The organism is Bradyrhizobium sp. AZCC 1610 (genome assembly GCF_036924515.1).
Lineage (GTDB): Bacteria > Pseudomonadota > Alphaproteobacteria > Rhizobiales > Xanthobacteraceae > Bradyrhizobium.
The window spans coordinates 968850-995570 of sequence record NZ_JAZHRR010000001.1 but is presented as its reverse complement, the minus strand read 5'-3'; the positions used below and the strand labels follow the sequence as shown (position 1 = coordinate 995570).

Here is a 26721-nt window from a genome sequence, read left to right as displayed (position 1 = left end):
GCAATTTGTGGCTGCAACACTGTGATCACAACCAGAAACGAATGGAGGAAACCATGAACATCGATCGCCGTCAGCTCGCCTTGCCCGTACTCGCACTTGGGCTTGGGATTGGGCTCATGAGCGTCGTCCCGGCTTTTGCCGGAGCGGACGAGGATGCCATTGCGAAGAACGTCGAAGCCTTCCGTGCGGCGCAGGCGGCTGGCAATGCCGAAGGGATCGCCCCGCTCTGCGCGGAAGAACTCAGCTACAGCCACTCCAGCGGAGCTGTCGACGACAAGGCGACACTGCTGGCGGGCGTCAAGAATGCGAAATACAAATGGACGTCGCTTGAATACAAGAACCCCACGATCCGCATCGTCGGTCCGGCCGCCATCGTGCGCTTCAACTTTGTTGGCGAGCAGGAATTTGCGGCCGACGGCAAGAAGGTCCCGCAGAACCTGCACATCCTGATGAACTGGCAGAAGCAGGGTTCGGACTGGAAGCTGCTGTCGCGGTCGGCCACCAAGCTCTGACCGTTGGACGACCGGCGCTGGCGGTTACGCCGCCAGCGGCATCCCGCTGGCGAGAAGCTGGGCCGCGTGCTCGGCCTCGCGAGCATTGCGGAATATCTGCCCCTCCAGCCGGTTGAAACGGTGCGAGGCGGCAAAGAACCGATAGCCGCCAGGCACGCGCACAACAATGCCTGCCGACTGCGAGCCGACTTCGATGATATAGGTGTCCGACATGGTCCAGCCTCTGATTTCTTCCCGGCCTACAACGGGTTGCGGGGCAAATCGTTCCCCGCTTCCAGCGTTGCGCCGTAAGGCCAACCTATGTCAAAGCTGGCTGCAGAATACGCTGGCGAATCGTTCAATGGCTGGAGAACTGACATGATGCCGAAATTCGCGCTCTCGATGCTGGTTGCCCTTGCGGTCTGCGCACCGCTCCAGGAGGCCGCGGCGCAGGAAAGCACGCTCGGGGGCGCGCTGTTCGGCGGCGCCGCGGGCGCCATTGTCGGCGGCGCGCTCGGCGGCGGCCGTGGGGCTGCGGTTGGCGCGATCGTGGGTGCCACGACGGGCGCCGCGATCGGCGCCCAGGGCGAACCGCGGCCCGGCGGCTATCGCTATTACCAGGGCGGCTGCTACGTGGAACAGCCCGGCGGCTGGCAGGAAGTTTCGCCGCGCTATTGCGGTGTCCAGGCACAGTACGCACCTCCCCCGCCCCGGTATTATGACGACACGCCGCGCTGCATGCGCTCGCAGACCTATGATCCGCGCCGCGGCACGTTCATTGGCCGTGACGGCTACGAGCGTCCCTGCCCGTAAGCTTCAGGTCGTGATCACACCGGCCGGGCTAACTGGCTGCGGACGGCCGTTGTCATCGATCGAGACGTAGGTGAAATTGCCGTCGGTCACGAGGATCGACTGCAACTCTTTGCGCCGCACCACCCAGGCTTCCAGGTGAACGGTAATCGAGGTGCGTCCGACCCGCACCAGATTGGCGTAGACCGAAACGAGATCGCCGACATACACCGCTTTGCGGAAATTCATCGCCTCGATCGCGACCGTGACGGTCCGCGACTTGGCGATCTTGGAAGCGAACACGCCGCCACCGATGTCCATCTGGCTGAGCAGCCAGCCGCCGAAGATATCGCCATTGGCGTTGGTGTCGGCCGGCATCGCCAGCGTGCGGATGCAGAGGTCGCCGCGCGGCTCGGTCTCGGTGTTGACCGGCGCGTGCACATGGGTCTCCGTCACTTGAAAGTCTCCCAGCCGGCATCCGGCGTAAACCGGCCGCCAAACTTGTCGGTCAGGGCGTCCAGCGTCGAGACCACGTTCTCCACGCCGCGGGTTCGCGCATAGTTGAGGGGACCGCCGCGGAACGGCGCGTAGCCGGTGCCGAAGATGACGGCACCGTCGACTGCATCGGCATTGTCGACGATGCCTTCACGCAAGCAGGCGACGCAGACATTCGACATCGGCAGGATCAGCCGGTCGATCATTTCCGCCGACGGTTCCGAGATCGCGGACATGCCGCCGGCGTCGGCCTTGCCGTCCTTCCAGATGTAAAACCCCTTGCCGGTCTTGCGGCCGAGTTCTCCGTTGGCGACCTTGTCGCGCAGCCAGGCCGGCGTCGGCGGCAGCATGTCGCCGAACTTCGAGCGCAGCATGTCGCCGACATCGAGGCAGATATCGAGGCCGACCTGGTCGGCCAATTCAATCGGACCCATCGGCATGCCGAACTTCTTGGCGGCGGCGTCGATGACCTTCTTGTCGATCTTCTCGTCCAGCATCACCATCGCTTCCAGCATGTACGGCGTCAGCGCACGGTTGACGAGAAAGCCGGGCGAGGATTTTACGGGCAGCGGCAGCCGGTCGATGGCGCCGACGAAGGCCAGCGCCTCCTTCAATAGTTGCGCATCGGTGCCGTCATGGCTGACGACCTCAACGAGCTGCAGCCGCGATACCGGATTGAAGAAGTGTAGTCCGAGCAGCCGCTCGGGCCTCTGCAGCCTGGTGCGCAGGTCCTGCAGCGGAATGCTCGAGGTGTTGGTGGCAAGGATCGCGCCGAGCTTCATGACAGGCTCAAGGCCGCGCGTAGACCTTCTGCTTCAGCTCAAGCTTTTCCGGCACCGCTTCGATAATGAGATCGGCGTTGCGGACGCCCTCGGCCTGCATGTCCGGCATCAGCCGGTCGAGCGCATCGCGCACGGCAGTGCGCTTGCGCAGGATCTTGCCGTAGAGGTCAGCTGCGCGCTTGATCGCGCCAGCGATCGGCTCCGGCTTCATGTCGGCAAGCGTGACCCGCATGCCCTGACCGGCGCACCAGGCGGCGATGTCGCCGCCCATCGCGCCGGCGCCGATGACGTGGACGTACTCAATCTTGTTGCCGCTGCCTGCGAGCTTCTTCATCTGCTCGCGCAGGAAGAAAACGCGGATCAGGTTCTGCGCGGTCGGCGTCACCATCAGCTTGGCGAAAGACGCCTTCTCGGCGTTGAGCATCGCCGCACGGTCGCCGCCATGCTTTTCCCAGAGATCGATCAGCGCGTAAGGCGCGGGGTAATGCGCTTCCGGCGCGGCCTTGGCCGCCTCGCTGCGCATGCGCCCGGCGAGGAATCCCCTGACCGGACCGAGGCTGAGAAAATTGTTGAGCAGCCCGGGCCGCGCGCGTTTCATACGGCCGGATACGGCGTCCTTCACGGCATTGCGAACATGCCGCTCCTGCGTCACGGCGTCGACCAGCCCGAGCGATTTCGCTTTGCGCGCATCGATGGTCTTGCCGGTGAGCATCAACGGCATCGCCTGCATCGGATTGACGAGCTGCGTAAACCGCACGGTGCCACCGAGGCCTGGATGCAGGCCGAGCATCACCTCGGGGAAACCAAACCGCGCGTCCTCGATCGCAATCCGCATCTGGCAGGCCAGCGCCACTTCGAGGCCACCGCCGAGGCAGAAGCCGTGGATCACGGCAACGCTCGGAACCCGCAGGGCCTCAAGCCGGTCGATCACCGCATGCGCGCGGCCGATCTCGGTCTCGACTGCACTCGAATCGGTCGCGCCGCGAAACGCATTGACGTCCGCGCCGGCAATGAAGCCGGAATTCTTGGCGGAACGAATGACGAGGCCTGTCGGGCGTTGGCTTTCCAGCTCCGCCAGCACCTTGTCGAGCTCCTCGATCAGGTCGGCCGAAAGCGTATTGGCGCTGGTGCCTTCGCGGTCGAACAAGAGCCACGCGACGCCATCGGCATCCCGCGTCAGCTTGAAATTCTTGTACGGCCCATCGGCATCGGACTTCGGCCCGAGTTCGAGCACGCGATCACCGAGAACGTTCATGATCTGCGAATCCATGATCACACCGCCTCTATCAGCATCGCGCCGCCCTGCCCGCCGCCGATACATTCGGTGGCGATGCCGCGCCGTGTGCCCAATCGCTTCATGGTGTTGACGAGATGCAGCACGATGCGATTGCCGCTGCAGCCGACGGGATGGCCGAGGCTGATCGCGCCGCCATCGACGTTCAATTTGCTCTGGTCGAGTTCGCCGGCCGCGCCATCGAGGCCGAGAATCCCCTTGCAGAATTTTTCGTCGTTCCAGGCGGCAAGACAGCCCAGCACCTGCGTCGCAAATGCCTCGTTCAATTCCCAGGTCTCGATATCCGACAGCGTCAGTTCGTTGCGCTTCAACAGCTCGGTCGCCGACAGCACCGGGCCCAGGCCCATGATGCCGGGATCGAGCGCCGACCACTGGCTGTCGAGAATGGCCGCCTTCGGCTTCAGGCCGTGTTTGGCAACCGCCTCTTCGGACGCCAGGATCACCCACGACGCGCCGTCGGTGATTTGCGAGGAATTGCCGGCGGTGACCTTGCCCCAGGGACGCTCGAACACCGGTTTCAGTTTCGCCAAGCTCTCCGGCGTCGAGTCCGGCCGCACGCCGTCGTCGTGATCGTAGAATTTTCCGTCTCGGGCGAACGCGGTTTCGACCTCGCCCTTGAGCCAACCCTCCGATTGCGCCTTCGCCAGCCGCTTGTGGCTTTCGGCGGCATAGGCATCCGACTGCGCGCGGGTGACGCCGAAGAGATGCCCGACCACTTCGGCGGTTTGGCCCATATTAAGTTCGGTGATGGGATCGGTGAGCCCGCGCTCCAGCCCGATAATCGGCTTGAAATAGCTCGGCTTCGCCTTCAGCGCGGCCATGATTTTTGCGCCGATGCCTTTCGCTCCCGCAAGGCCCGCAAACCAGCGCACGCCCTGTTGCGGCCATACCAGCGGCGCGTGGCTCAACGCCTCGGCGCCGCCCGCCAGAATAAGGTCTGAGACGCCTTCGCGGATGTAGCGGTAAGCCGTGTCGATCGACTGCATGCCGGAGCCGCAATTGATCTGCACGGTAAAGGCGACCATCTTCTCGCCCATGCCGAGCCGCAGCGCAGCGACGCGGGCCGGGTTCATCTCGTCGGCAATGACGTTGACGCAGCCAAGAATGACCTGATCGAAAGCGTTGGGCGCGAAAGGCTGCCGCGCCAACAGCGGCCGGCCGCATTGCACGGCGAGATCGACCGGGGTGAACGGCCCGGGACCAGAACGCGCTTTCAGGAACGGCGTCCGGCTGCCGTCAACGATAAAGACCGGTCGCGCCATCAGCTCGCTGCCCTCTGCTCACCCAGTTCCTGGAAGAATTGATGCACGTCGGCGCCCTTCCTGTAAATCGGCGACAGCGCTTCGGCTGCGAAATCGTCGACCTCAATCACCTTCGCAACGGCTTCATGCGCAGCCTGCAGCTTCTCGCCGTCGGCCTGTGTAATGACGCCCTTCTTGACCGCCTCTTTCCAGTCATGCAGGCGCGCGGCGCGCATCTGTTTGGAAATATCTTCTGCCGCCGTGACCAGAAGGAACGCCTTCTCCAGGCGGGCCACGCCGCCATCATCGTCGACCGCGGAAAGATCTGATGTCAACCGGTCGCGCGCCGCCGACGGCTCCAGCACGAGCTGCGCACATTGATGCACGACGCGGTCGGACGGCCCGAGCACCTTTGCGCCGAGCGGTTGGATCAGGAATTTCAGGATCACGGCCACGAACCGGTTCGGCAGGTTGGCGAGGATTTCGGCAAAGCGGTTCTCGATCGTCTTGAAGCCACTCGCCATGCACCATTCGAGCGCGGCGAAATCTTCCTTCTGCCGTCCCTCATCCTGCCAGCGTTTCAACGCAGCTGACAGCAGATAGAGTTCGGACAGAATGTCGCCGAACCGGGCGGAGAGCATTTCCTTGCGCTTGAGTGCGCCACCCAACGTCAACAGTGCCATGTCGGCGCATAATGCAAACGCCGCAGAGTATCGCGAAATCTGGCGATAGAACCGCGTCGCCTCGCCGGCATCGGGTGCGGGCGCAAACAGGCCGCCGCTCCAGCTTCGGCCCCAGGCGCGAAACATGGTCTTGAAGCTGTGGCCGACATGTTTCCAGAGCGCCTTGTCGAAGGCGTCGAGGCCTTTGGCACGATCCGCTTCACCCAGTGCATTCATTTCGTCGAGCAGGAATGGATGCGCGCGGATCGCGCCTTGACCAAACACGATGAGATTTCGGGTGAGGATATTGGCGCCCTCGACGGTGATGCCGACCGGCACTGAACGATAGAGATTGCCGAGATAGTTCTGCGGCCCGTCGATCACGGCCTTGCCGCCATGGATGTCCATGGCGTCGTCGATCACGATCCGCATCCGCTCGGTAGCGTGCAGCTTCATGATGCCGGAAATGACGGCGGGATGATGCCCCTGATTGAGAGCAGCACAGGTCAGCCGGCGCGCGGCGTCGAGCAGATAGGCCGTACCGGCAATGCGGGCGAGCGGCTCCTCGATGCCTTCGAACTTGCCGATGGAAATGCCGAACTGCTCGCGGATGCGGGCATAGGCGCCGGTGGTACGCGCCGCATAGGCCGCGCCTGCGGCCGAGAGTGACGGCAGCGAGATGCCGCGGCCGGCGGCGAGCGCCGTCATCAGCATCTTCCAGCCCTGCCCGAGCCGCTCTTGCCCGCCGATAATGTAGTCCATCGGGATGAATACGTCGCGGCCCCAGTTCGGGCCGTTCTGGAACACCTGCATCGCCGGCAAATGCCTGCGGCCGATCTCGACGCCGGGCAGATGGGTCGGGATCAGGGCTACGGTAATGCCGAGGTCTTCCTGATCTCCCACCAGATGATCGGGGTCATAGGCCTTGAAGGCGAGACCGAGCAGCGTCGCGACCGGCCCCAGCGTGATGTAGCGCTTGTGCCAGTTCAGGCGCAGGCCCAGCACTTCGCGACCTTCGAAATTGCCCTTGCAGATGATCCCGGTATCGACCATCGACGCCGCATCGGAGCCGGCTTCCGGGCTGGTGAGGCCGAAGCAGGGAATGTCGGCGCCTTCGGCAAGCCGCGGCAGCCATCTATCCTGTTGCTCCTTGGTGCCGAAACGCATCAGCAGTTCACCCGGCCCGAGCGAATTCGGCACCATCACGGTGACGGCCGCGGTCAGCGAGCGCGAGGAAAGTTTTCGCACCACTTCCGAATGCGCATAGGGCGAGAAGCCAAGCCCGCCAAATTCCCTGGGGATGATCATGCCGAAGAATTTTGTGACGCTTGATGAAGGCCCAGGCCTCCGGCGGCAGATCGCGCCACTCCCAATTGATCTTCCACTCGTCGAGCATGGCGCAGAGCTCGTCGACGGGGCCGTTGAGAAAGGCCTTTTCTTCTTCAGTCAACGTGGCCGGCGCAACCGCCAGCAACTTCGACCAGTCGGGATTGCCGGTGAAGAGATCCGCATCCCACCAGACGTCGCCCGCTTCGAGCGCCTCGCGCTCGGTGTCGGACATCGCGGGCATTGCGCCACGCGCGAAAGCGAAGATCGGCTTGCTGATGAAATCGCGGCGGAAGCTCATGGGGACCTCCTCATGATCGAGGGCGCGACGTCGCGCCTCACCTGTGCCAAACGTCAGTTCATCCTAGCTGAAAAGCACGGGTTTCGGGGACGCCTCGCATCGGGAATGAAGCGAAATAGATAAACTGGGAGATAACGGCGGCGGCCCGGACCCGTTCCAAAACGGCTGCATTGTCCGGCGGTTAGAGACCGGCGACGTTACCGGAGGGTTGCCGTCCGGAGTGCCCACAGGTCTCAACCGCGGGCACGCCGGTATTATGAATCACGCTTGTTGCGTCGCCGTTCATTGGGGACGAAAACGGCAAACACTTCCCTGACGCGAACGGCAGGCGTGACATCGCGGGTAAAGCGACGCTCCGCGGTCGTCTGTGTTTCCTCCACGCGAGGCGCGTAAATCGCGCTCCCGTACAGCGATCCGTCGAACCGCAAATTGCTCTCGTCGTCGGTGAGGTAAGCGTTTGAAACAAACAACAATACGAGTAACGCCGACCCGACGTAGGTAAAATATTTAAAAATAGGCATTGATAGATGAGTCTCCCTTCCTGGAAGGAAGGGTGCACCGCTCGCAATAAAGCTGAAGTTTAAGGGTGCCCAGCTTTTGCCGGAACAGTTGGCTGCCGGTTGCCAATTTGTGACGAATTTTAATGAATCGATGCGGATTCTCTTTCGCCATCATTCCGGGACTCGCGCTGCGAGAACTCCGATGCGCAATTGCGCATCGGAGAATGACGATGAGATGACGCGTGGAGCGGCGGACCGATCAGCCTGGTCCCGCGCCTTGCGTGGCGGTATAGACGGCATAGAGCGACTGGCTCGCAGCCATGAACAGGCGGTTGCGCTTGGGGCCGCCGAAGCAGACGTTGCCGCAGACCTCGGGCAGACGGATGCGGCCGATCAGCTTGCCCTCCGGCGACCACACTGTCACGCCGCTATAGCCGACGGCGCGGCCGGCGTTGCTGGAACACCAGACATTGCCATTGACGTCGCAGCGCACACCGTCCGGTCCGCACTTCACGCCGTCGACCATGAAGTCGCTGAACCGCTTGTGGTTGGTGAGCTTGTTGTCGGTGCCGACATCGAACACGAACATGTCGCCCTTGCCGCCCGGACCAGTATCGCCCGGTCCCTTGCCGGTAGAGGCGACGTACAGCTTCTTGTAGTCAGGCGAGAAGCAGAGGCCGTTGGGATCCGGCACCTGCTCCTCGGTCACCACGAGGTCGATGCGACCGGAGGGATCGATGCGATAACAATTGGTCGGCAATTCGCGCTTGCCCGGCACGAAACCGGCCGGCTGACCGATCCGCGGGTTGAGCTTGCCGGCAGCGTTGCTCGGTCCTCCCGCGACGTCGGGCTCGCCCTCATAGAGCATGCCTCCATAAGGCGGATCGGTGAACCAGTAGCTGCCGTCGGGATGCGCGACGACGTCGTTCGGCGAGTTGAGCTTTTTACCGTTGTAGGAGTCGGCCAGCACGGTCGCGGTGCCGTCGTGCTCATAGCGCACGACCCGGCGGGTGAGATGTTCGCAGGAGAGCTGTCGCCCCTGGAAATCGAACGAGTTGCCGTTTGAGTTGTTGGAGGGTGTGCGGAAGACGCTGACGTGGCCGTCATCCTCCGACCATCGCATCTGCCTGTTGTTGGGGATGTCGCTCCACAGGAGATAACGGCCCTGCGCGCTCCAGGCCGGACCCTCCGCCCCACAACAGCCCGGTATGAAGACGCTTGATCGCGGTGTTGGGCTGGGCGAGATTGTTGAAAGATGGATCGACGGCGATAATGTCGGGATCCCAGAAATAGGTGGTCGGGGCGCCGCGCGGACTGAAATCGCGCGGCGGGCTGGTGATCGTCGACGGCGGCGCCACCGGGCCGCCCTGAGGGCCGCCTTGGGCCAGCGCGCCGCTGACGCCCGCCACGGTGGCGCCGGCGCATGCCGCCAGACCATGGACGAGTGTTCGTCGTGATATCGAGACTTCTGGATCGCGCTGCCGTTGTGGATCGCAGCGCTCTTGGCGTGTCATCGCATCCTCCCAATGTGTACGCCGACCGTTGATCCCGGCCTGGCAACTCTAGGTTATTCTGCCCCGTCGCCGGTGGCGAGAGCTGCTTTCGATTTTTTCCCGCGCGTGAGGCTTGCAATGCAAGATGGCATTGCCTCGTCCAACTCATGTCGGGAGGCTCTGCCACGCGCGGTCGGCGAGCGGCTTGGGCGCTTGCCCACCGGAATGCCGGCAACGCTTTACGTCAAACCTTCGTCGGGAATATTCAACGTCGTGCCGGACGCCTTGACGATTTCATTTCACAGTGCCGCGTCAACCAGGACGTCACTTCTTGTTGGCCGCCTCGCGCTCGATAAAGGCGACCTCTACGCCCTTCTTCAGGAGCCTTGCCAGCCTGTCGGCGTCCCAGTTGGTGAGACGCACGCAGCCATTCGACTCCGACTTGCTGACTTTCGATGGATTGGGGGTCCCGTGAATGCCATATCCTTCCGCTGAAAGTCCGATCCATTGGGACCCGACGGGATTGTTGGGGCCGGGCTTGATCTTGAAGGCCCGCTTGGATTTGACTCCCTTGAACTTGTAGTCCGGGTTGTAGCGATAATACGGATTTGCATCGATCGAGATCACCTTGAGGACGCCATTGGGGCTCGGCTTCTCCTCGCTTCCCACGGTCGCGGGAAAGAATGCGATCAATTCGGAATTGGCGAAGGCCCTGACGGTTTGGGACATCTTGTCGACTTCGACACGCGTCACGGCTGACTTGCTCTCTTTCACCGCAACGTTCATCACCGCGATCGTTTGGCCGGCCTCGTCGAATTTCTTGCCGGGGTTGAGAGCCGCGAGCAAAGCCTCGCTCATGTGAAACTTCTCGGCGATCGCCTCGCGCGGGCTGGTGTAGTGCAGCGCCTTCAGGCCTTTCATGTCTTCCATCTTCGCAGGAAGCTTCTTCAGGAACGGCCCTTTGACGTCCTTGTCCGTGATCTTGTAGTCGACGACGATCGGATCCGATCCGGTGGCCAGCAAGGCGCCCCAGACTTCGGAAGTCAGGGGCTGCTTTCTGACGGCGAGGCCCTTGGATTCGGCGAATGCCTTCAGGGCTTTTTCGGCATTCTCGCCCAGCTTGCCGTCGATCTCTCCGGGAGAGAAACTGGCGCGGTCGAGCAGCAGCTGCGCCTTGACGATTACGGGATTGATCTTGTCGTCGCCCGGCAGCTTGCCCTTGAACTCCGCGTTGTTGATCGCCGCCGCATCGAGGCCCGCGAAGGCTGGAGCGGCGAGACAGACGAGCAACATCAGCCCGGCGAGCACGCGGATCATTGGCAATCTCCGAAACAACATCTGATAAAGATTTGGACGGTGCGGAGTTCCGTGACGCCGTAGCCCGGATGGAGCGAAGCGCAATCCGGGATGGCTCTCTTGCACACCTTCCCCGGGTTTCGCTTCGCTTCACCCGGGCTACGTTCGGGTAAACGTTCAATCCGGCCGGATCATCTCGAACATGTTTTCCGGCTTGATCTCGAAATAATCGCCGCGGCGGCCGGCGCGGACGATCGGGTGGGCCAGCCCGGTCTGGTAGACGCCGTCCTTGATGAAGGCCTTGTCGATATGCACGGCGATGACTTCGCCCAGCGTCAACCAGGCCTGCGCCTTTTCGCCGTCGGCGCCCTGCAACTGGATGATCTGCGTCAGCTTGCATTCGAACGCGACCGGGCTTTCCGCCACGCGGGGCACGTTGACGAGCTTGCAGGGCGCAGCGGTAAGCCCCGCGATCTTGAACTCATCGACGCTACGGGCGACATGGGCCGCCGTCGCATTCATCTGCTTCGCCAGATCCATGGTGGCGAGATTCCAGACGAATTCGCCGGTATCCTGGATATTGCCGGCGCTGTCCTTCCAGTTCGTGGAGGAGAAGCCGATGATCGGCGGGTGATAGCAGAAGGCGTTGAAGAAGCTGTAAGGCGCCAGATTGATGTTGCCGGTGCCATCGCGCGAGGAAATCCACCCGATCGGCCGCGGGGCGATAATGGCGTTGAAGGGGTCGTGCTTGAGGCCGTGGCCGTTCTTCGGCTCGTAGGAATGCAGGTCTTTGATGGTCACGCCGGAGTTTTTCCTTGTTTTGGTAGCCCGGATGGAGCGAAGCGCAATCCGGGACCTCTCGCAAGCAGCCAAAGTCGTCCCGGATTACGCTTACGCTCCATCCGGGCTACGCAGTTCGAAATAACCGGTCAAGTGGCGAAGCGGTCAATTCGCCTTGGCGCGCGGCGAAAGGCCGGCGATGATGAAATCGATCATTTCGTCGATCGTGGGACCGGGCTTGGTGGCGCACTGGGCGATCATCTGCGGGTGGAAGAACCGCATCATCGCGGTGCAGGCGCACATCGCGGCCTTCGGCACGTCGGCGACCTCGAACTCGCCTGACGCTGCGCCTTGGCCGATCACGCTGCCGATCGTTTCAGTAATCTGCAGCATATGCGCCACGCAGACGTCCCAGCTCTCCTCCATCGCGATCTCGACCATCTCGTGCAGCTTGGAATCGCCGACATAGCGTTCCGCGTTCATGTGGTGGATCGAGATCATCAGCTCGCGCAGGCGGGTCGCCGCCGGACCGCGGCCGGCCGCAATCGTCTGCGCGGCCTGTTCGACCTCACCCATCAAGCCGCGGGCCACGCCCTCGTGGATCGCCTTCTTCGAATCGAAGAAGCGATAGACGTTGGCGGGGCTCATCCGCAGTTCCTTGGCGATGTCGGCGACCGTGGTCTTCTGGTAACCGATCTGCCTGAACAGACGCTCCGCCACCACGAGAATCCTTTCCCGGGTATCGGTCTCGACGTTTTCAGAAATCAGCGTCATGTCAGCTCTCAATGTTCAATTATTCTGCGGCGTCGGCAAGCGGAATCGCGTGCGGACCCTTGATCTGATGCTGCGGCGCAAGATCAGGCTGTTCGGCCTGGCCGCTTTCATCCAGGCTCTTCCTGAACCACAGGGCATAGAGGCCCGGCAGGTACAGCAAGGTCAGGAAGGTTGCGACGAACAAACCGCCCATGATGGTGATGGCCATCGGGCCCCAGAAGGCTGAGCGCGACAACGGGATCATGGCTAGGATCGCCGCCAGCGCGGTCAGCACCACCGGGCGGGCACGGCGGACGGTGGCCTCGACGATGGCTTCCTTGCGCGTCAGGCCCTGGGAAACGTCGGTTTCGATCTGGTCGACCAAAATCACCGCGTTGCGCATAATCATACCGGCCAGCGCGATCAGTCCGAGCAGCGCCACGAAACCAAACGGCTGGTTGGCAATGTTGAGACCGAGCGAGGCGCCGACGATGCCGAGCGGCGCGGTCAGGAACACCAGGATCAGACGCGAGAAGCTCTGCAACTGGATCATCAGCAGGGTAAGCATCACCAGCGCCATCAGCGGAAACAGCAGGGCGATCGAAGCGTTGCCCTTCTCGGATTCCTCGAATGCGCCGCCCGGCTCGATCCGGTAGGCCGGCTCGAGCTGATCGCGGATTTCCTGCAGCTTCGGCCAGATCTGGTTGGTGACATCGGGGGCCTGGACGCCGTCGACGACGTCGGTGCGCACCGTGATCGCCATGTCGCGGTTGCGCCGCCACATGATCGGCTCCTCGTGCGAATACTCGACCTTGGCGATCTGCTGCAGCGGCACGGCGACGCCGTTGCGCGAGGTCACGGTGAGGTCGCCGACGCTCTTGAGATCGAGCCGTTCGGACGGTACCGCACGGGCGACCACGCCGACCTTCTCGATGCCATCACGGATGGTCGTGACCTGCGCGCCCGAGATCAGCATGGCGAGCGCCTGCGAGACGTCCTGCGGGGTCAGGCCGAGCGCGCGGGCGCGGTCCTGATCCACCACCAGCTTCAGGTAGGGCGACTGCTCGTTCCAGTCGAGCTGCGGCTCCGTAACGCTGGGATTCTGCTTCATCACATCGCGCACCTTGTAGGCGATGTCACGCACCGTGTTGGCGTCGGGGCCGATCACCCGGAACTGGACCGGGAAGCCGACCGGCGGGCCGAAATTGAAGCGATCGATGCGCACCCGCGCTTCGGACAGATCGCCCCCGGCGACCGCCTTCTCCAGCCGCGCCTTGATCCGCTCGCGGGCCTCGACGTCCTTGGAGACGATCACGATCTCGGCGAAGGCCTCGTTCGGCAGTTGCGGATTGAGGCCGAGCCAGAACCGCGGCGAGCCCTGGCCGACATAGGCGGTGTAGGTGGCGATATCCTTGTCGTCCTTGAGCAGCGCTTCGGCCTTCTTCACGGCCTTCTCGGTGACGTTGAAGGCGGTGCCTTCCGGCAGGCGCAACTGCAGGAACAGCTCGGGCCGCTCGGAGAGCGGGAAGAATTGCTGCTGCACATTGCCGAAGCCTACGATCGACAGCACGAACACGCCGACCGTCGCCGCCACCACCTTGATCCGGTGATCGACGCACCACTGCACCATGCTGCGCAGGATGCGATACATGCGGGTCTCATAGACCGCGTGCGGATCGTGGTTGTGGTGAACCTTGATGTTCGGCAGCAGCTTGACGCCGATATAGGGCGTGAAAATCACCGCGACGAACCAGGATGCGACCAGCGCGATCGCCACGATCCAGAAGATGCCGCCGGCATATTCGCCGACCGCCGAATTGGCAAAGCCGATGGGGAGGAAGCCAGCGGCCGTGACCAGCGTTCCCGTGAGCATCGGAAACGCAGTTGATTCCCAGGCAAAGGCGGCCGCGCGGACGCGGTCCCAGCCCTGTTCCATTTTCACCACCATCATTTCCACGGCGATGATGGCGTCGTCGACCAATAGGCCGAGCGCGATGATCAGCGCGCCGAGCGTGATGCGGTGCAGGTCGATCGACATCGCGTTCATGACGATGAAGACGATGGCAAGCACCAGCGGCACCGACATGGCGACCACGATTCCCGTGCGCCAGCCGAGCGCCACGAACGAGACGAACAGCACGATCGCCAGCGCCTCGATGAAGGAATGCACGAACTCGCCGACGGCCCGCTCGACCACCTTCGGCTGGTCGGCGATCTGCTCCACCTCGATGCCCTGCGGCACGGCCTTCATGAAATCGGCGGTCGCTTTTTCGACCTCCTTGCCGAGTTCGAGAATGTTGGCGCCCCTGGTGGTTACCACGCCGACGCCGATCGCCGGCTTGCCTTCCTGGCGGGCGACGAAAGTCGGCGGATCGACGAAGCCGTGGGTAACGGTCGCGATATCGCCGAGCCGGAACACGCGGCCATTGCTTTCGACCGGCGTCTCCGCCACCGCCTTGGCGCCGTCAAGCGCGCCGGTGACGCGCAGCGGCACGCGCTGCGAGGAGGTTTCCACCGTACCTGCCGGCGTGACGTTATTCTGCTTGGCGAGCGAATCGAACAACGCCTGCGGCGTGATGCCGAGCGTCGCCAGCTTGGCGTGCGAGAACTCGACGAAGATGCGCTCGTCCTGGGTGCCGTAGAGATTGACCTTGGTGACGCCTTGCACCTTCAAGAGCCGCTGGCGCATGCCTTCGGCGGCCTTCTTTAATTGCGCGTAGTCGGCGCCGTCGCCGGTCATCATGTAGAGAATGGAATCGACGTCGGAAAATTCGTCGTTGACGTTCGGCCCGAGCAGGCCGGCAGGCAACTGGCCCTGCACGTCGGCGATTTTCTTGCGCAGCAGATAAAACAGGTACGGCACATCCTTCGGCGGCGTCGAATCCTTGAAGGTAACCTGCATCGCCGTGAACGACGGTTTTGAATAGGTCTGCACCTTCTCGAAGAACGGCAATTCCTGCAGCTTCTTCTCGATGGGGTCGGCGACCTGGGTCTGCATTTCCTGCGCGGTCGCGCCCGGCCAGATCGCCGAAACGTTGACCACCTTCACCGTGAAGAACGGATCCTCGGCGCGGCCAAGCCGCTGGTAGGAGAAGAAACCGGCGGCACCCAGCACAATCATCAGGAACAGGATCAGGGTCGGATGGCTCACCGCCCAGCCCGAGAGATTGAAGCGCTTCATGTCACTCTCCAACGAACCGAATTGCCAAGGTGCGACTTACTGTGACCGTCATTGCCTGCGACAAACGCGAAGCGTTTGCGCAAGGGAGCGAAGCGACGAAGCAATCCATACTTCCTTGTGGCGACATTGATTGCTTCGCGGAGCCTGTCATCGGGCGCGCATTTCGCGCGACCCGTTGGCTCGCAATGACGGGACTAAAACGACAGCGACGAGACCACCCGGACCTTCTGGGCCGGATCGATCTTCTGCACGCCGAGCGCGACCACCTTGGCGCCGTCATTGACGCCGCCGGAGATCACGACCGAATTGCTCTCGTAGGATTTCACGACCACCGGCTGCAGCTTCACCGCGCCGGCATCATCGACAATATAGAGTGAGGGGGTGCTGCCTTGGCTGAACAGCGCTGACAGCGGCAGCCTGGCGACGCGCTCGGTGGCGGCGTCGGCCAGCGTCAGCGTCGCGGTCATGCCGAGCGAGACCTTGTCGTCGGCTTCCGGCAGCGAGAACTTTGCGAGGTAAGTCCGGGTCGCCGGATCGGCCGACGGCGCGATCTCGCGCAGCTTCGCAGTATATTTCTTCTCCGCATCCGACCACAGCGTTACGGTGGCGGTACCGGACTTGGCGCGCCCGACCAGCGTCTCGGGGATCGCGACCACCGCTTCCTTTTCGGCAAAGCGCGCGACGCGGATCGCGGTCTGGCCGGAGGCCACGACCTGGCCGGGATCGATCAGGGTCGCGGTGACGACGCCGCGGCTGTCGGCCAGCAGCGTTGCATAAGACAGAGAGTTCTTGGTGAGTTCGACCTGCCGCTCGGCGCGATTAAGGCGTGCGCGCGCTTCATCAGCGGCGGCGCGGCTCTGATCCATCTGGGCGTCGGTGGTCCAGCCCTTGGCGCGCAGATCCTTGGCGCGCTGCTCGGCGGCGCCAGCCTGTGCCAGCACGCCGGTGGCGGCGCGAAATTCGGCCTCCGCCTGCTCGGCCTGCAGCTTCAGGTCGACCTCGTCGAGGGTGGCCAGCGGCTGGCCGATATCGACGGTCTGGCCAACCTCGACCAGGCGCTTGGCGACCTTGCCGGGAACCCGGAAGCCCATGTCGGTCTCAATCCGGGGCCGGATGGTGCCGACAAAGCTGCGCTCCGGCGTCTCGGCTGCATAATGCACCGTGGCGATCAGTACCGGGCGTCCGGGGACGGCCGTTTCGGCGGCCTTTTCATTGCAGCCGGCCAATGCGAACACCGCAAAGGCTAGCGAAGCTCCCGTCAAGAGCCTGTAATAGCTAGAGAAAATGGAACGGGCAAACATCGGACTCTCCATCGCGGATCTGATGAAGAGTATTGAATGCTCACTGATGAATGTCAACATTCGTCAGTGGTCATCATTTCGTGATAGGAAATGGGTTAAGAGGTAATTGCTTTCCTTGGAAACCGATGGCGGCTGGACAGCCGAAATCGTGCCCGCCTAGTTGCCCGTCTCCGGAGAAGTAGCCTGAATGGAGCGCGGCGAAATCCAGGCTACGCGCCTGCTTCGGTTACTCGGCCGAAACCCGCCGCCATTTACCGCGCGCGGCGAGCTTTCTTGCGCGTCTTCGTAGGTACGCTCTTTCTGGCGCTCCTCGCGACCTTCCGCGCAGGACCGGACTCCTTGTTCGATTTCTTGCTGGCGGCCTTCTTGGCCGTATTCTTCGACCTCCCGGGCTTCGTTGTCCTTGCCTTGGCCGCTCTGGCTTTCGTTGCCTTGGCTGCCGTTGCGCTGCGCCGCTTCTTTGCCGCGCGCTTTCGCCGTGCAGGCGCGGCTGCGACCGGCGGTACCATCAGCGGATCGGAAACGAGGCCGTCGGCGGCGAGCGGCACATAGGCCACCGCGCGTTCGTCGGCCCTCAAGCCCGGCTCATCCGCCTTCAACGCCTGGCTTGCGGCTTCCGTCGCGGTGCCGGCGATGCCTTTCATCGCGTCTGTGAACTTTTCCGGAATCGATTTTTCCTTGTCTTTGTCCTTGGCCATATCGTCTCCCTCAGCTTCCTGACATGGAACCAACCAACCCGGCGCCGCCGGGTTCCTGGACGGAAACCTCACTCCGCCAGCTGAAACCGCTCAAAGCGATCCAATTCTTCCTCGATGCGGCGCTTGTAGTCCTTGCGCGAGGCCCGCGCCGCGCCCTTGCCGACCCAGCTCCATTTCTGCATCAGCAATTTCTTGTTCTGGCGGTCGGTCTTGAGGTCGATGGCGGCGACGATGTCTTGGCCGACCAGGACGGGCAGCGCGAAATAGCCGAACAGGCGCTTGTCTTTTGGCACATAGGCCTCGAAGCGGTGACCGTAATCGAAGAACAATTCGGTGCGCTTGCGCTGGATAACAAGCGGATCGAAAGGCGAGAGAATGTGCACCGGGCCATCGCCCGCGTCTGCCGGCGGATCCGCCTCCAGCACTTCCGGCCGGATCCAATGCTCCTGCTTGCCGGCCCCTTCGAGCGCAACCGGCGCCAATTCCTTGCGCCGCACCCGCGCCTCGATCAGGCGCCGCACCGCCGCCTTGCTCGGCGCGTCGAGATGGCAAATGGAATCGAGGCTGACGACGCCTTGCGAACGTAACGCACGGTCGAGCAGGTAAGCGATGATTTCCGCCGACGTCGCCGGCTTCGGCGGCTTGTCCCAGCCGAAATGCCGCGTCATCAGCTCATAGGTCTTGAGCATGCCGGTACGTTCGGAAATCGTCACCTCGCCGGTGTAGAAGGCAAGCTGCAGCGCCCGCTTCGAGGGCTTGCGGCTCTGCCAGAGATGTTCCTTCTCGGTCAGAATGTCGTCCTCGATGTCGCGGATGGTCAGCGCGCCGTCGCGCCGCAGCAACCGCATCACCTTGCGGGTGTCCTCGGGCTTCACGGAGGCGAACCATCGATGGCCCTCGCGCCGGTGCTCTCGCATCGCCGGGACGAAGAAGCGAAAATCCTTCGCCGGCACATAGGACAGCGCATGCGTCCAGTATTCGAACACGCTCTTGTCGACGCTCTGCGCCTGACGCAGGTCCGCGCGGGCGTAAGCCGGGATACGGCTATAGAGAATGTGATGATGGCAGCGCTCGATGACGTGAATGGTGTCGATCTGCACATAGCCGAGATGGTCCACCGCCGCCGCAACCGCCTGCGGTCCGACGCCGAACGGCTCGTTCGTATCGAGCCGCTGGGCATGCAGCCAGATTCGCCGGGCCTCGGTTTTGGTCAGGGGACGGGGTTCAGTCGCGCGGAGCATCGCGCAACAATGTAGCGGGATTCGCGCGCGGGGGGAGTCCCGGGTTCCGTGGTCGCCGGCCCGCGGCGCGAACTCACCTCACCGCTTCGGCCGCTCCCCCACACTGCCGGTTGCGATCTCGGCCTCGCAGGAGGCGCGGCCGGGCTGGGGCGCATGGCATTTGTAGACGTGGCCGGTGAGACGATCGACCAGCCACGCGCTCTCCTCCGTCGGGCTTTCGAACCCGACATAGCGGCTGCCGAGCGAATTGATCAGCGTCGACAGCAAAATTGCAGCGGCGATCAACGCCGCTCCGATCAATGTTGGCATTGAACTTCCGGAACCGGCAGGCTCCGATGCGCTGGCACGGTAACCCTGGTACTCACGCTGACGCTTGACTGACTGTAACACCCGCCCCGCCCGTTTGGTTGCCCCGAACGAATTCTTCTTCAGATTTTTTTGTGAGTAGATTTGCTAGAGACGCATCTGGCCGATTTGTTGTCCAGAGATCGGCGCTGGCGCGACGGCACACAGTTTTTCTTTTCTGAAGTCAGCGGCGGGAAGTGATGCAGCGGTCGCTTATCCCGCAAGACTACGGATGCCACCCTGCTCGCACCGTCCTGTCACTGCAGTGCGTTGTGCTGCGGGACATTGAGATCGCCGGGATCGCTGCGCTTCGATCACCGCACAGCGCGAGTAGCCTCCACCGAACTTGGCGAAAGCCTGATGCCGAAGTCGAGGCCGGCCAGCCGACGCCCGACGTCATGGCGGGGCTACGGTCGAGATCGAAACGGTTCCTGCCTGGTAGAGTCTTCCAAGAAGGTCGATGATCCATCCCGGTCACCGATCGAAAGGTGATTCAGATCACGCGAGCAATGTTGGACGATCATCCACCGGCGACGTCCCGACACGCAGAATGACGGCGTATTGGCCTCAAACACCCTGCGATGCCGGCTCAAAGCCAGCCCTAGTCGGAAAGCTGGCGTTATCAATGTGACTTGAATCACATTACCTACTTTGAACCCGTCCTATCCTCGCAGCATCAAAACGTCATGCACGCCACCTTTGCAGGGCGTTAACAGTGAGGATTAAGACAATGACGCGCTTTCTTTCCATCATGACTATCGGCGCCACCCTGTCGATGGCGGGCCTGGCTGTCGCCGGCGACACCGTTTCGGCCGACAAAATCCTGGACGCGCTGAAGCCGAAGCCGGGCGCGACCCGCGGCCTTTCGACCGGCGCGCAGCAGCCGGCGGACGCCGCCGTACAGGCCAAGGAAACCGGCTTCGTCAACACGCTGCGCAACCGCAAGACGCGGTCACTGTCGCTCGGCGAGCGCCAGGAAATTGCGGAACTTGCTGCGAGCAAGCCGAAGATCGATCTCGAAATCCAGTTCGACTACAATTCGGCCGACATCAGCAAGGGCTCGGTGACCGCCGTGCAGGAACTCGGCAAGGCGCTCTCTGATTCGAGCCTCAAGGGTTCGACCTTCGTCGTTGCCGGCCATACCGACGCGATCGGCGGCGAGGCGTATAACCAGGATCTTTCCGAGCGCCGCGCCGACACGATCAAGAAGTACCTGACCGAGAAGTACGGCATCGTCGGTTCCAATCTCGTGACCGTCGGTTACGGCGAGAGCAAGCCGAAGGATCCGAATGCGCCGACGGACCCGACCAACCGCCGCGTTCAGGTCGTCAACATGGACACCAAGACCGCGTCGAAGTGAGGTCTTGAACGTCAATCCGCCTGCCGCTTGCGGCAGGCGGATTTTGATTGCGGACGGGAAGCACGACGCACCGGTTCGTTCGCTCTACGACTTGTCGAGAATTTCCCTGATCTTTGCCGCCAGCACGTTCTCACCCAGCGTACGCCTGAAGAAATCCGACATGCCGGCGACCAATTGACCGACATTGGTCAGTTTGGGATCGAGCGGCTGCCTTCGCGCAAACGCCAGCAAGCGCTGCGTCAGCATCGCCGCGCGCTGCGCGCCGTTCGCAGCGTTGGCGATCACGCGCGTCAGCCGTTCGCGGGTGGCATCGCCCCACGACTGCAAACAGCGATCGGCGATCCCTGCTCCCTCAAATCCAGTTCTGGAAGATCATCAGGCGGCTGAACGTCGCCATCGAGGTGCCAATGAACGCGACCGATATCGGCAACATTGCGGCAAAACCGGCAAAACCGACCGCAACATAAGCCCACAACAACCAGCGGGGCATGCCGCCGCGGTTCAAGGCATAGACCAGCGCAAGGCTCGCCGCGGTCGCCGCCGGAAGATAGTAATAAAGGAACCCGAGCGTTCTCGGCAGCAACGCCCATGCGAGGTAGGGGCCGAAATAGAACGCCAATATCAGGAAGGCATCGACCCGCCGCGTCACAATCCAGTCGCGCAGGCAGATCGCGACCGCAATCAGCGCCGGCCACAGGATCAGCGGATTGCCGAGGAAGACCACCGCGGCGATCCGGTCGTCGCCGATCTTGTCGAAGAGATACCAGACCGGCCGCACCAGGAACGGCCAGGACGGCCACGAACTCATATAAGTGTGGCCCGCGATCGCGGTCGTGGTGTTATCGCTGAAGATCCGCCGTTGCGCTTCCAGAATATTCGTAACCGACGGCCCATAAAGCGGAATGAAGGTCACGAAATAGACCGCAGCCGGAATCAGTACGAAGCAGGCGGCGAAATGCCCGGCCTTGAAGCCGGGCCAGAGATCGGGCCGGTACCAATCATCAGGGCTGGCGTCGGCGAATTGCGTGCGCCAGCTTTGCATCAGGCGGATCACGGCGACGAGGGCAATGCAGACCGCGAGCACGAAGAGCCCGCTCCATTTGCAGGCGATCGACAGGCCGAAGCCGGTCCCGGCAAGCGCGAACCACAGATGCGGCCGCTGCTTTCGAAAGCCATGCATGAACGCCGCGATCGCGAACAGGCTGAAGGTGAGCGCGAAAATATCCAGCATCGCGATCCGCGATTGCACGAACAGCATCTGGTTGAAAAAGGCGAGCAGGCTCGCTGCAATGGCCGGCCCGTGCGCTGCGAACAGCGCCAGGCCACACAGATACACCGCGACGATGGCGAGCGATCCGAACAATACGCCCGGATAGCGCCAGCCCAGCGGCCCGTCGCCGAACGAATGGATCGACAGCGCCATGAACTGCTTGGCGAGCGGCGGATGCATCGGGTTGAGCATCGGCTCTCGCATCACCGGCTCGAGCATCTGCCGCGCCGCCGGCACGTAATGCACCTCGTCGAAATAGAGTTTCTCCGGCGCGGTGACGCCGATCAGCATCACGAAATGCGCGAGAACAAAAAGGACTGCCGCGATGATGCCCGTGCGCATCATCAAAGCGGGCAGAACAGAATGTGATGGGGCTAATGGCTTCACGGACAATCTGGCCCGGAATCAGGGACTGGATGACATTGCGGCAAAATTGAGTGTGGTGGCTTCGGATTTTTATGTCCATCGCATTGAACGCATTTCGATTCCGCAATCACCAACCGACGGGCGAGTAGGCCACGCGAGTGATAATTCTGCCACATAGCACGCGCGCGCGATCCGGTGCGATGTCGGGGTAAATCGATCGGCTTTGAAATGAATTTCAGTAACTGCTTTCGTTTGCTAATTGCCATTGGCCTGGTAACTGCGTTCGCTGCTCCCGCGTATGCGCAAACGCGCGTCGGCGAAGCGGCCGTCGTCAAGAATGAAGTGCTCCGCGTTGCCGGACCTTCGACCACCCAGATCGAGGTCGGCGATGGACTGGTCCGCGACGAAACCGTGCGCACCGGGATCGACAGCGCCACGCGGCTGGTGATGGCCGACAGCACCAACCTCTCGCTCGGACCCAACGCGACGCTCAAGCTCGACCGTACCGTTTTCGACGACGAACATCACTACCGCGAAGTCGCGGTGCGCATGACCTCGGGCGCGTTTCGCTTCGTCACCGGCCATTCGGACAAGGCCGCCTACAAGATCACGACGCCGCTGGCGACCATTGGCGTGCGCGGCACCACGCTCGACATCCTGTCGCAGCGTGGCCAGACCATCGTCAACCTGCAGGACGGCGCGGCCTCGGTATGCACGGTCAGCTTTGAATGCATCCAGCGCCCCGGCGACACCGCCATCATCACCTCGGGCGCCGGCGGCAGATCGACGATCAGGAAGACCAACAACCCGCCATGGACATTTGCCGCAACCTGCAGCGCCGCGACAGGGCTTTGCAGCAAGACGCAGTATGCCGATGCGGCGCCCGTCATCGTCGATGACGGCAGCGATCCCACCGGCATGCTGTGCGGGCGCTGACCATGGCAAATTTCAGCCGCAGCGTTCTGTTATGCGCAACGCTCTTTGTCGCGCTGCCCGCGACGCAATCATCGCCTGCGTGGGCGCAGTCGCCATCGCCCTCGCCGACACCGCTGGAAGAGTGCATCGAGTGCTATCCGCCGACGCCAACGCCGAGCCCAACGCCATCGACTTCTCCGTCGCCGACGCCAAGCCCCACATCGACGCCAATCACCAACGCGCCACCGGCGGCTGTGACCGGTTCGAGCGCCGGGTCGATCAACGACCTGGCCGGACAGCGCTTCAACCAGATGATCACCAACCGTGTGCTTGGCAACGTGCTGCTGGGGATCAACGAGCAGGTCAATTGCAACGATTGCGTCAGCGCGTTCGGTTCGGCGGGTTCGTTCTCGGCCGGCATTCACGGCCGCAAGAACCTGACGCCCAATCTGTCGCTGCTCGCCGGCATCGCCTATGCCCAGTACAATGAAGGCGGCTATCGCGTCACCAGTTCGCCGATCGGCGCGTTCGCGCTGCGTTATGATTTCGTCGACTGGGGATCGTCGCGGCCGTTCTTCGATATCGGCACCATCCTGTCGCCGTTCCAGAAAGTGCGCTACGCGCGCAGCTACACGACGAGCCTCGGCGCGGTATCGCTCGAAAGTTCGACCACGAGCGAGAATTACGCCGTCTATGGCCGCGCCGGCTGGATGAGCCGGCTGTCGCCGCGCGATGAGGTGGCGGCTTCCGTCGAGGTCTGGCAGCTATGGCAGCGGGTGAAGGGCTACACGGACCCCACCACAGCCTTCAATCCGTTCGACGCCTCGATCGCCGATGGCACGGACCGCACCAACCTCGTCAAGGTCGGCGGACAGTGGACCCATCTGTTCGGCTCAAGCGTCGAAGCCAACATCAACGGCGGATGGGTGCAATCCTTCGGAACGCGATCCGGCATCGTCGCCAGCGTGACCGGCGACGGCACCATCGTGCCTGTCATCGGCAACCAGGGCTGGTTCGAATATGGCGGCCGGCTCGGCTTCCGCATCACCAAGGGCTGGGTCGCCGACCTCTTCCTCAACGGCACCGCCGGCCCGCAGCCGGTCGGCAATACACTTCACGGCGGAGTGGGTTTGAGGGTCAGTTATTAGGGATCATCGCTCCCTCGCCCCGCTCTTGCGGGGTCGAGACAAGCGAAGCTTGCTCTTAGAGGGTCGGGGTGAGGGGTTGCTTCCGCAAACTCGAAAGAACAGATTCGTGGAGAGTCCCCCTCACCCTGATTGCTTCGCAATCCGACCTCTCCCCGCAAGAGCGGGGCGAGGTAAGCAGGCAGCTCACGCCGCGCTCTTCCCCTCATACGCCCGCTTCAAGCCTTCGACATCAAGCTTGACCATGCCGAGCAGCGCCTGCATGGCCCGCTGCGCGCCAGCGGTGTCGGAACCACCGATATACTTCATCAGCGCGGTCGGCACGATCTGCCAGGACACGCCGAAGCGATCCTTCAGCCAGCCGCATTGGTCGGCCTTGCCGCCGTTAGCGAGCAATGCATCCCAGAGCCGGTCGACCTCGGCCTGGTCGGCGCAGTCGATCTTGAAGGAGATCGCGTGCGTGTGTTCCATCTTCATGCCGCCATTCAGCGCCATGAAACCTTGGCCGGCCAGCGTGAAGTCCACCACCAGCACGGTGCCGGCCTTGCCGCCGGGGCTATCGATGGTATTGCGCTGGATCTTCTCGATCCGGGAATCCGGCAGCAGCGAGACGTAGAACTTCGCGGCCTCCTCGGCTTCGCTGCTAAACCACAGGCAGGGAGAAATCTTGGACATCGGGAGAACTCCGGGTTGCTGACAGGTTCGATTTATCAGGCATCGGCTATGGCTGACTGTGCAGCGGTTGCTGCCGCGACATCCATCCACATCACCTCCCAATGGTGGCCATCCGGATCTTCGAAGCTGCGGCCATACATGAAGCCGTAATCCTGCTTCGGGCCTGGATCGGAGCCGCCGCCCGCGCCTTGCGCCTTCCCGACCATGTCGTCCACCGCGTCGCGGCTGTCGGCGGACAGGCAGATCAGGACCTGGCTGGTTGCCTTGGCATCGGCGATCTTCTTCGAAGTGAATTGGCGATACTTGTCGTGGGTCAGCAGCATGACGTAGATGCTCTCGGAAAACACCATGCAGGACGCGGTGTCATCGGAGAATTGCGGGTTCTTTTCGCCGCCGATCGCCTGATAGAAGGCGGTCGAGCGGGCGAGGTCACTGACCGGCAGGTTGACGAAGATCATTTTGGCCATAATCGGTTCCTTTCGAGGGGCTCATGCCAAGGACGAACCCGCGAAGACGGATCCGACATCCTTTTCAAATTTTTTTCAGGCGGCGAAACGGCGTGCCGTCGCCGGCATCCGGCGGCGAATGGCCGCTATCTGCCCTTGAAGTCGGGCTTGCGCTTTTCGGCGAACGCCTTGACGCCTTCCTTGAGGTCTTCGCTGTCCCTGATGACATCGAGCAGCCGGCGCACCTCGGCGACCCCTTCCAGCGGCCCCTTCGGCATGGCGTCGCGGGCGAGTTTCTTCAGCGCCCGGACCACCAGGGGCGCGTTGGCGGCAATTTTCGCCGCCATCTCCTGGGCGAGTGCGACATGCTGCCCCTTCGGCGCGACCTTGTTCACGAAGCCGATCTGCCAGGCGCGCTCCGCCGACATTTCCTCGCCGACCAGCAAAAACTCCATGGCGATCTTGTGCGGCATCCGGGCCATCACCGAGGAGATGCCGCCGGCGGTGGTGCCGATCTTGCCCTCGGGGTAGATGAAGCGCGTCGTCTCCGACGCCACGCACATGTCCGCCATCTGCACCAGCACGAAGGCGCCGCCGACAACCCATCCGGATGTCGCGGCAATGACCGGCTTGTCGAGTTCGACGCCCAATCCAGGCACCGCGTGCCACATGTTGGCAGGAAGATCCCTGACGTCGGCGCCGACAGAAAAATACTTCTCTTCGGATGACGCAAGCACCGCAACACGGTCATCGCTTTCGTGAAAGCGGAGCCAGGCCGCGCGCAACTCGTCGCACAGGGTGTTGTTGAGCGCATTGTGCGCCGACGCGCGATCCATCGTGATGGTAGCGACGTGGCCCGCGCTCTCGTAGCGAACAAGCTTCATGGCATTCCCTGCGACATCCGCACGAAGGCGGCCTTTGTTATTACTTCTTCTCGGCGGGATCGCGGTGCACCGGATCGACCCACAGCACCGTCTCGGGTTTTTCCACCGGCTCGATGTCGAGGTTGATCGCGACCGCCTCGCCGTCGCTGCGCACCAGCACACATTCCAGCACCTCGTCGCGGCTGGCGTTGATCTCCTGATGCGGCACATAGGGCGGTACGAAGATGAAATCGCCGGGGCCGGCCTCCGCGGTGAATTGCAACTGCTCGCCCCAGCGCATCCGCGCCTTGCCCTTCACGACATAGATGATGCTTTCGAGGTGGCCGTGATGATGCGCACCGGTCTTGGCATCGGGCCGGATCGTCACGGTCCCCGCCCATAATTTCTGCGCGCCGACGCGGGCGAAATTGATCGCGGCCTTGCGGTCCATGCCGGCGGTGGACGGCACGTTGGGATCGAGCTGGTTGCCGGGAATGACGCGGACGCCGTCATGCTTCCAGCGCTCGGCATCGCCGTGCGAATGGTCGTGATCGTGGGAATGGGTGTGGTCGTGCGTGCCGGTCATTGTGCGCCTTCTCGGAAAATCGTTCGTCCGAACGGTATCGAAAAGTAGGGCTGCAAACCAGAAGATTAAGGGAGCCGGCGGCGCATGGGCGCCCCGGTTTTCGTCATGGCCGGGCTCGTCCCTCGC

22 protein-coding genes and 5 pseudogenes are annotated in these 26721 nt (G+C 62.7%); 6 read left to right on the top strand and 21 right to left on the bottom strand.

The features are described from left to right. Nucleotides 1-53: 53 nt before the first annotated feature. Nucleotides 54-512 (top strand): nuclear transport factor 2 family protein, encoded by a 459-nt coding sequence (locus tag V1279_RS05025; protein ID WP_334433112.1) that lies wholly within the window; start codon nucleotides 54-56, stop codon nucleotides 510-512. Between the two features lie 24 nt (nucleotides 513-536). Here the strand turns inward: V1279_RS05025 and V1279_RS05020 are convergent, their stop codons facing one another. Then, nucleotides 537-725: a hypothetical protein gene (locus V1279_RS05020; RefSeq protein ID WP_334433109.1), complete on the bottom strand. Its 189-nt coding sequence runs from the start codon at nucleotides 723-725 to the stop codon at nucleotides 537-539. Between the two features lie 144 nt (nucleotides 726-869). Here V1279_RS05020 and V1279_RS05015 point away from each other — a divergent pair. Beyond that, nucleotides 870-1169, top strand: a pseudogene (locus V1279_RS05015) (glycine zipper domain-containing protein); the annotation flags it as partial. A 138-nt stretch (nucleotides 1170-1307) separates the two neighbouring features. Here the strand turns inward: V1279_RS05015 and V1279_RS05010 are convergent. The 14 genes and pseudogenes from V1279_RS05010 to V1279_RS04945 all read right to left on the bottom strand — a co-directional run bounded on the left by V1279_RS05010 (nucleotide 1308) and on the right by V1279_RS04945 (nucleotide 18933). Continuing rightward, complete coding sequence (locus tag V1279_RS05010; protein ID WP_334433107.1) at nucleotides 1308-1736, bottom strand: acyl-CoA thioesterase; 429 nt, start codon at nucleotides 1734-1736, stop codon at nucleotides 1308-1310. Further along, nucleotides 1733-3827 (bottom strand): annotated as a pseudogene (locus V1279_RS05005) (3-hydroxyacyl-CoA dehydrogenase NAD-binding domain-containing protein). The gene V1279_RS05010 and the pseudogene V1279_RS05005 overlap by 4 nt, the downstream one beginning before the upstream one ends. Nucleotides 3828-3829: 2 nt before the next feature. Further along, entirely contained in the window at nucleotides 3830-5113 is a 1284-nt protein-coding gene (locus V1279_RS05000; protein WP_334433105.1) for an acetyl-CoA C-acetyltransferase, read from the bottom strand. Next, nucleotides 5113-7381: pseudogene (locus V1279_RS04995) on the bottom strand (acyl-CoA dehydrogenase). Before V1279_RS04995 ends, V1279_RS05000 begins: the two are co-directional and overlap by 1 nt. A 254-nt stretch (nucleotides 7382-7635) precedes the next feature. Beyond that, the gene (locus tag V1279_RS04990; RefSeq protein ID WP_334433103.1) at nucleotides 7636-7902 is read right to left on the bottom strand and encodes a hypothetical protein; all 267 of its coding nucleotides are present in this window, start codon (nucleotides 7900-7902) and stop codon (nucleotides 7636-7638) included. Nucleotides 7903-8140: 238 nt separating this feature from the next. Next, nucleotides 8141-9395 (bottom strand): annotated as a pseudogene (locus V1279_RS04985) (SMP-30/gluconolactonase/LRE family protein). 303 nt (nucleotides 9396-9698) lie between these two features. Beyond that, nucleotides 9699-10691 (bottom strand): L,D-transpeptidase family protein, encoded by a 993-nt coding sequence (locus V1279_RS04980; RefSeq protein ID WP_334433101.1) that lies wholly within the window; start codon nucleotides 10689-10691, stop codon nucleotides 9699-9701. Nucleotides 10692-10847: 156 nt separating this feature from the next. Continuing rightward, nucleotides 10848-11471, bottom strand: coding sequence for a flavin reductase family protein (locus V1279_RS04975; protein ID WP_334433099.1), 624 nt, complete (start codon nucleotides 11469-11471; stop codon nucleotides 10848-10850). 144 nt (nucleotides 11472-11615) lie between these two features. After that, the gene (locus V1279_RS04970) at nucleotides 11616-12224 is read right to left on the bottom strand and encodes a TetR/AcrR family transcriptional regulator (RefSeq protein ID WP_334433097.1); all 609 of its coding nucleotides are present in this window, start codon (nucleotides 12222-12224) and stop codon (nucleotides 11616-11618) included. 19 nt (nucleotides 12225-12243) lie between these two features. Continuing rightward, entirely contained in the window at nucleotides 12244-15384 is a 3141-nt protein-coding gene (locus V1279_RS04965; protein WP_334433093.1) for an efflux RND transporter permease subunit, read from the bottom strand. A gap of 194 nt (nucleotides 15385-15578) precedes the next feature. Continuing rightward, the gene (locus tag V1279_RS04960) at nucleotides 15579-16685 is read right to left on the bottom strand and encodes an efflux RND transporter periplasmic adaptor subunit (protein ID WP_334433090.1); all 1107 of its coding nucleotides are present in this window, start codon (nucleotides 16683-16685) and stop codon (nucleotides 15579-15581) included. A 251-nt stretch (nucleotides 16686-16936) separates the two neighbouring features. After that, nucleotides 16937-17383 carry a hypothetical protein gene (locus V1279_RS04955; RefSeq protein ID WP_334433087.1) on the bottom strand — a complete coding sequence of 149 codons (447 nt, stop codon included), beginning with the start codon at nucleotides 17381-17383 and terminating at the stop codon, nucleotides 16937-16939. Nucleotides 17384-17451: 68 nt separating this feature from the next. Continuing rightward, the gene (locus tag V1279_RS04950) at nucleotides 17452-18624 is read right to left on the bottom strand and encodes a winged helix-turn-helix domain-containing protein (protein WP_334433084.1); all 1173 of its coding nucleotides are present in this window, start codon (nucleotides 18622-18624) and stop codon (nucleotides 17452-17454) included. A 78-nt stretch (nucleotides 18625-18702) separates the two neighbouring features. After that, on the bottom strand, nucleotides 18703-18933 hold the full coding sequence (locus tag V1279_RS04945) for a hypothetical protein (RefSeq protein WP_334433082.1): 231 nt from the start codon (nucleotides 18931-18933) through the stop codon (nucleotides 18703-18705). A 766-nt stretch (nucleotides 18934-19699) separates the two neighbouring features. On the opposite strand from V1279_RS04945, the gene V1279_RS04940 reads away from it, so the two are divergent. Next, on the top strand, nucleotides 19700-20329 hold the full coding sequence (locus tag V1279_RS04940) for an OmpA family protein (RefSeq protein ID WP_334433080.1): 630 nt from the start codon (nucleotides 19700-19702) through the stop codon (nucleotides 20327-20329). 123 nt (nucleotides 20330-20452) lie between these two features. On the opposite strand, the pseudogene V1279_RS04935 reads toward V1279_RS04940, so the two are convergent. Together V1279_RS04935 and V1279_RS04930 are read right to left on the bottom strand one after the other, a co-directional pair. Next, nucleotides 20453-20671, bottom strand: a pseudogene (locus tag V1279_RS04935) (hybrid sensor histidine kinase/response regulator); the annotation flags it as partial. 10 nt (nucleotides 20672-20681) lie between these two features. After that, nucleotides 20682-21944 carry a phospholipid carrier-dependent glycosyltransferase gene (locus tag V1279_RS04930; protein WP_334433078.1) on the bottom strand — a complete coding sequence of 421 codons (1263 nt, stop codon included), beginning with the start codon at nucleotides 21942-21944 and terminating at the stop codon, nucleotides 20682-20684. Between V1279_RS04930 and V1279_RS04925 the strand changes: the two genes are divergently transcribed. Genes V1279_RS04925 through V1279_RS04915 form a run of 3 tightly spaced genes read left to right on the top strand, consistent with a single transcriptional unit; the run spans nucleotide 21934 to nucleotide 24028 of the window. Next, entirely contained in the window at nucleotides 21934-22143 is a 210-nt protein-coding gene (locus tag V1279_RS04925; protein WP_334433075.1) for a hypothetical protein, read from the top strand. The two genes, V1279_RS04930 and V1279_RS04925, sit on opposite strands and share 11 nt — an antisense overlap. Before the next feature lie 50 nt (nucleotides 22144-22193). Beyond that, on the top strand, nucleotides 22194-22901 hold the full coding sequence (locus tag V1279_RS04920; RefSeq protein WP_334433073.1) for a FecR family protein: 708 nt from the start codon (nucleotides 22194-22196) through the stop codon (nucleotides 22899-22901). A 2-nt stretch (nucleotides 22902-22903) separates the two neighbouring features. Further along, nucleotides 22904-24028, top strand: a complete 1125-nt coding sequence (locus V1279_RS04915; RefSeq protein WP_334433071.1) for a hypothetical protein — start codon at nucleotides 22904-22906, stop codon at nucleotides 24026-24028. A gap of 183 nt (nucleotides 24029-24211) precedes the next feature. On the opposite strand, the gene V1279_RS04910 is transcribed toward V1279_RS04915, so the two are convergent. From V1279_RS04910 to V1279_RS04895, 4 genes are all read right to left on the bottom strand, one after another. Then, entirely contained in the window at nucleotides 24212-24700 is a 489-nt protein-coding gene (locus tag V1279_RS04910; RefSeq protein ID WP_334433069.1) for a VOC family protein, read from the bottom strand. A gap of 35 nt (nucleotides 24701-24735) precedes the next feature. Continuing rightward, complete coding sequence (locus V1279_RS04905) at nucleotides 24736-25167, bottom strand: VOC family protein (RefSeq protein ID WP_334433066.1); 432 nt, start codon at nucleotides 25165-25167, stop codon at nucleotides 24736-24738. A 125-nt stretch (nucleotides 25168-25292) separates the two neighbouring features. Then, a complete protein-coding gene (locus V1279_RS04900) occupies nucleotides 25293-26030 on the bottom strand; it encodes an enoyl-CoA hydratase/isomerase family protein (protein ID WP_334433064.1) in 738 nt (245 codons plus the stop codon). 40 nt (nucleotides 26031-26070) lie between these two features. Beyond that, complete coding sequence (locus V1279_RS04895; protein ID WP_334433061.1) at nucleotides 26071-26595, bottom strand: cupin domain-containing protein; 525 nt, start codon at nucleotides 26593-26595, stop codon at nucleotides 26071-26073. Nucleotides 26596-26721 lie beyond the last annotated feature (126 nt).

Coding starts and splice junctions, on each gene's coding strand:
- V1279_RS04900 (WP_334433064.1), bottom strand. CDS start 26,030: ATGAAGCTTGTTCGCTACGAGAGCGCGGGCCACGTCGCTACCATCACG.
- V1279_RS04950 (WP_334433084.1), bottom strand. CDS start 18,624: ATGCTCCGCGCGACTGAACCCCGTCCCCTGACCAAAACCGAGGCCCGG.
- V1279_RS04945 (WP_334433082.1), bottom strand. CDS start 18,933: ATGCCAACATTGATCGGAGCGGCGTTGATCGCCGCTGCAATTTTGCTG.
- V1279_RS04910 (WP_334433069.1), bottom strand. CDS start 24,700: ATGTCCAAGATTTCTCCCTGCCTGTGGTTTAGCAGCGAAGCCGAGGAG.
- V1279_RS04915 (WP_334433071.1), top strand. CDS start 22,904: ATGGCAAATTTCAGCCGCAGCGTTCTGTTATGCGCAACGCTCTTTGTC.
- V1279_RS04980 (WP_334433101.1), bottom strand. CDS start 10,691: ATGATCCGCGTGCTCGCCGGGCTGATGTTGCTCGTCTGTCTCGCCGCT.
- V1279_RS05000 (WP_334433105.1), bottom strand. CDS start 5,113: ATGGCGCGACCGGTCTTTATCGTTGACGGCAGCCGGACGCCGTTCCTG.
- V1279_RS04895 (WP_334433061.1), bottom strand. CDS start 26,595: ATGACCGGCACGCACGACCACACCCATTCCCACGATCACGACCATTCG.
- V1279_RS04965 (WP_334433093.1), bottom strand. CDS start 15,384: ATGAAGCGCTTCAATCTCTCGGGCTGGGCGGTGAGCCATCCGACCCTG.
- V1279_RS04920 (WP_334433073.1), top strand. CDS start 22,194: ATGAATTTCAGTAACTGCTTTCGTTTGCTAATTGCCATTGGCCTGGTA.
- V1279_RS05025 (WP_334433112.1), top strand. CDS start 54: ATGAACATCGATCGCCGTCAGCTCGCCTTGCCCGTACTCGCACTTGGG.
- V1279_RS05020 (WP_334433109.1), bottom strand. CDS start 725: ATGTCGGACACCTATATCATCGAAGTCGGCTCGCAGTCGGCAGGCATT.
- V1279_RS04990 (WP_334433103.1), bottom strand. CDS start 7,902: ATGCCTATTTTTAAATATTTTACCTACGTCGGGTCGGCGTTACTCGTA.
- V1279_RS04930 (WP_334433078.1), bottom strand. CDS start 21,944: ATGATGCGCACGGGCATCATCGCGGCAGTCCTTTTTGTTCTCGCGCAT.
- V1279_RS04905 (WP_334433066.1), bottom strand. CDS start 25,167: ATGGCCAAAATGATCTTCGTCAACCTGCCGGTCAGTGACCTCGCCCGC.
- V1279_RS04960 (WP_334433090.1), bottom strand. CDS start 16,685: ATGTTTGCCCGTTCCATTTTCTCTAGCTATTACAGGCTCTTGACGGGA.
- V1279_RS04940 (WP_334433080.1), top strand. CDS start 19,700: ATGACGCGCTTTCTTTCCATCATGACTATCGGCGCCACCCTGTCGATG.
- V1279_RS04955 (WP_334433087.1), bottom strand. CDS start 17,383: ATGGCCAAGGACAAAGACAAGGAAAAATCGATTCCGGAAAAGTTCACA.
- V1279_RS04970 (WP_334433097.1), bottom strand. CDS start 12,224: ATGACGCTGATTTCTGAAAACGTCGAGACCGATACCCGGGAAAGGATT.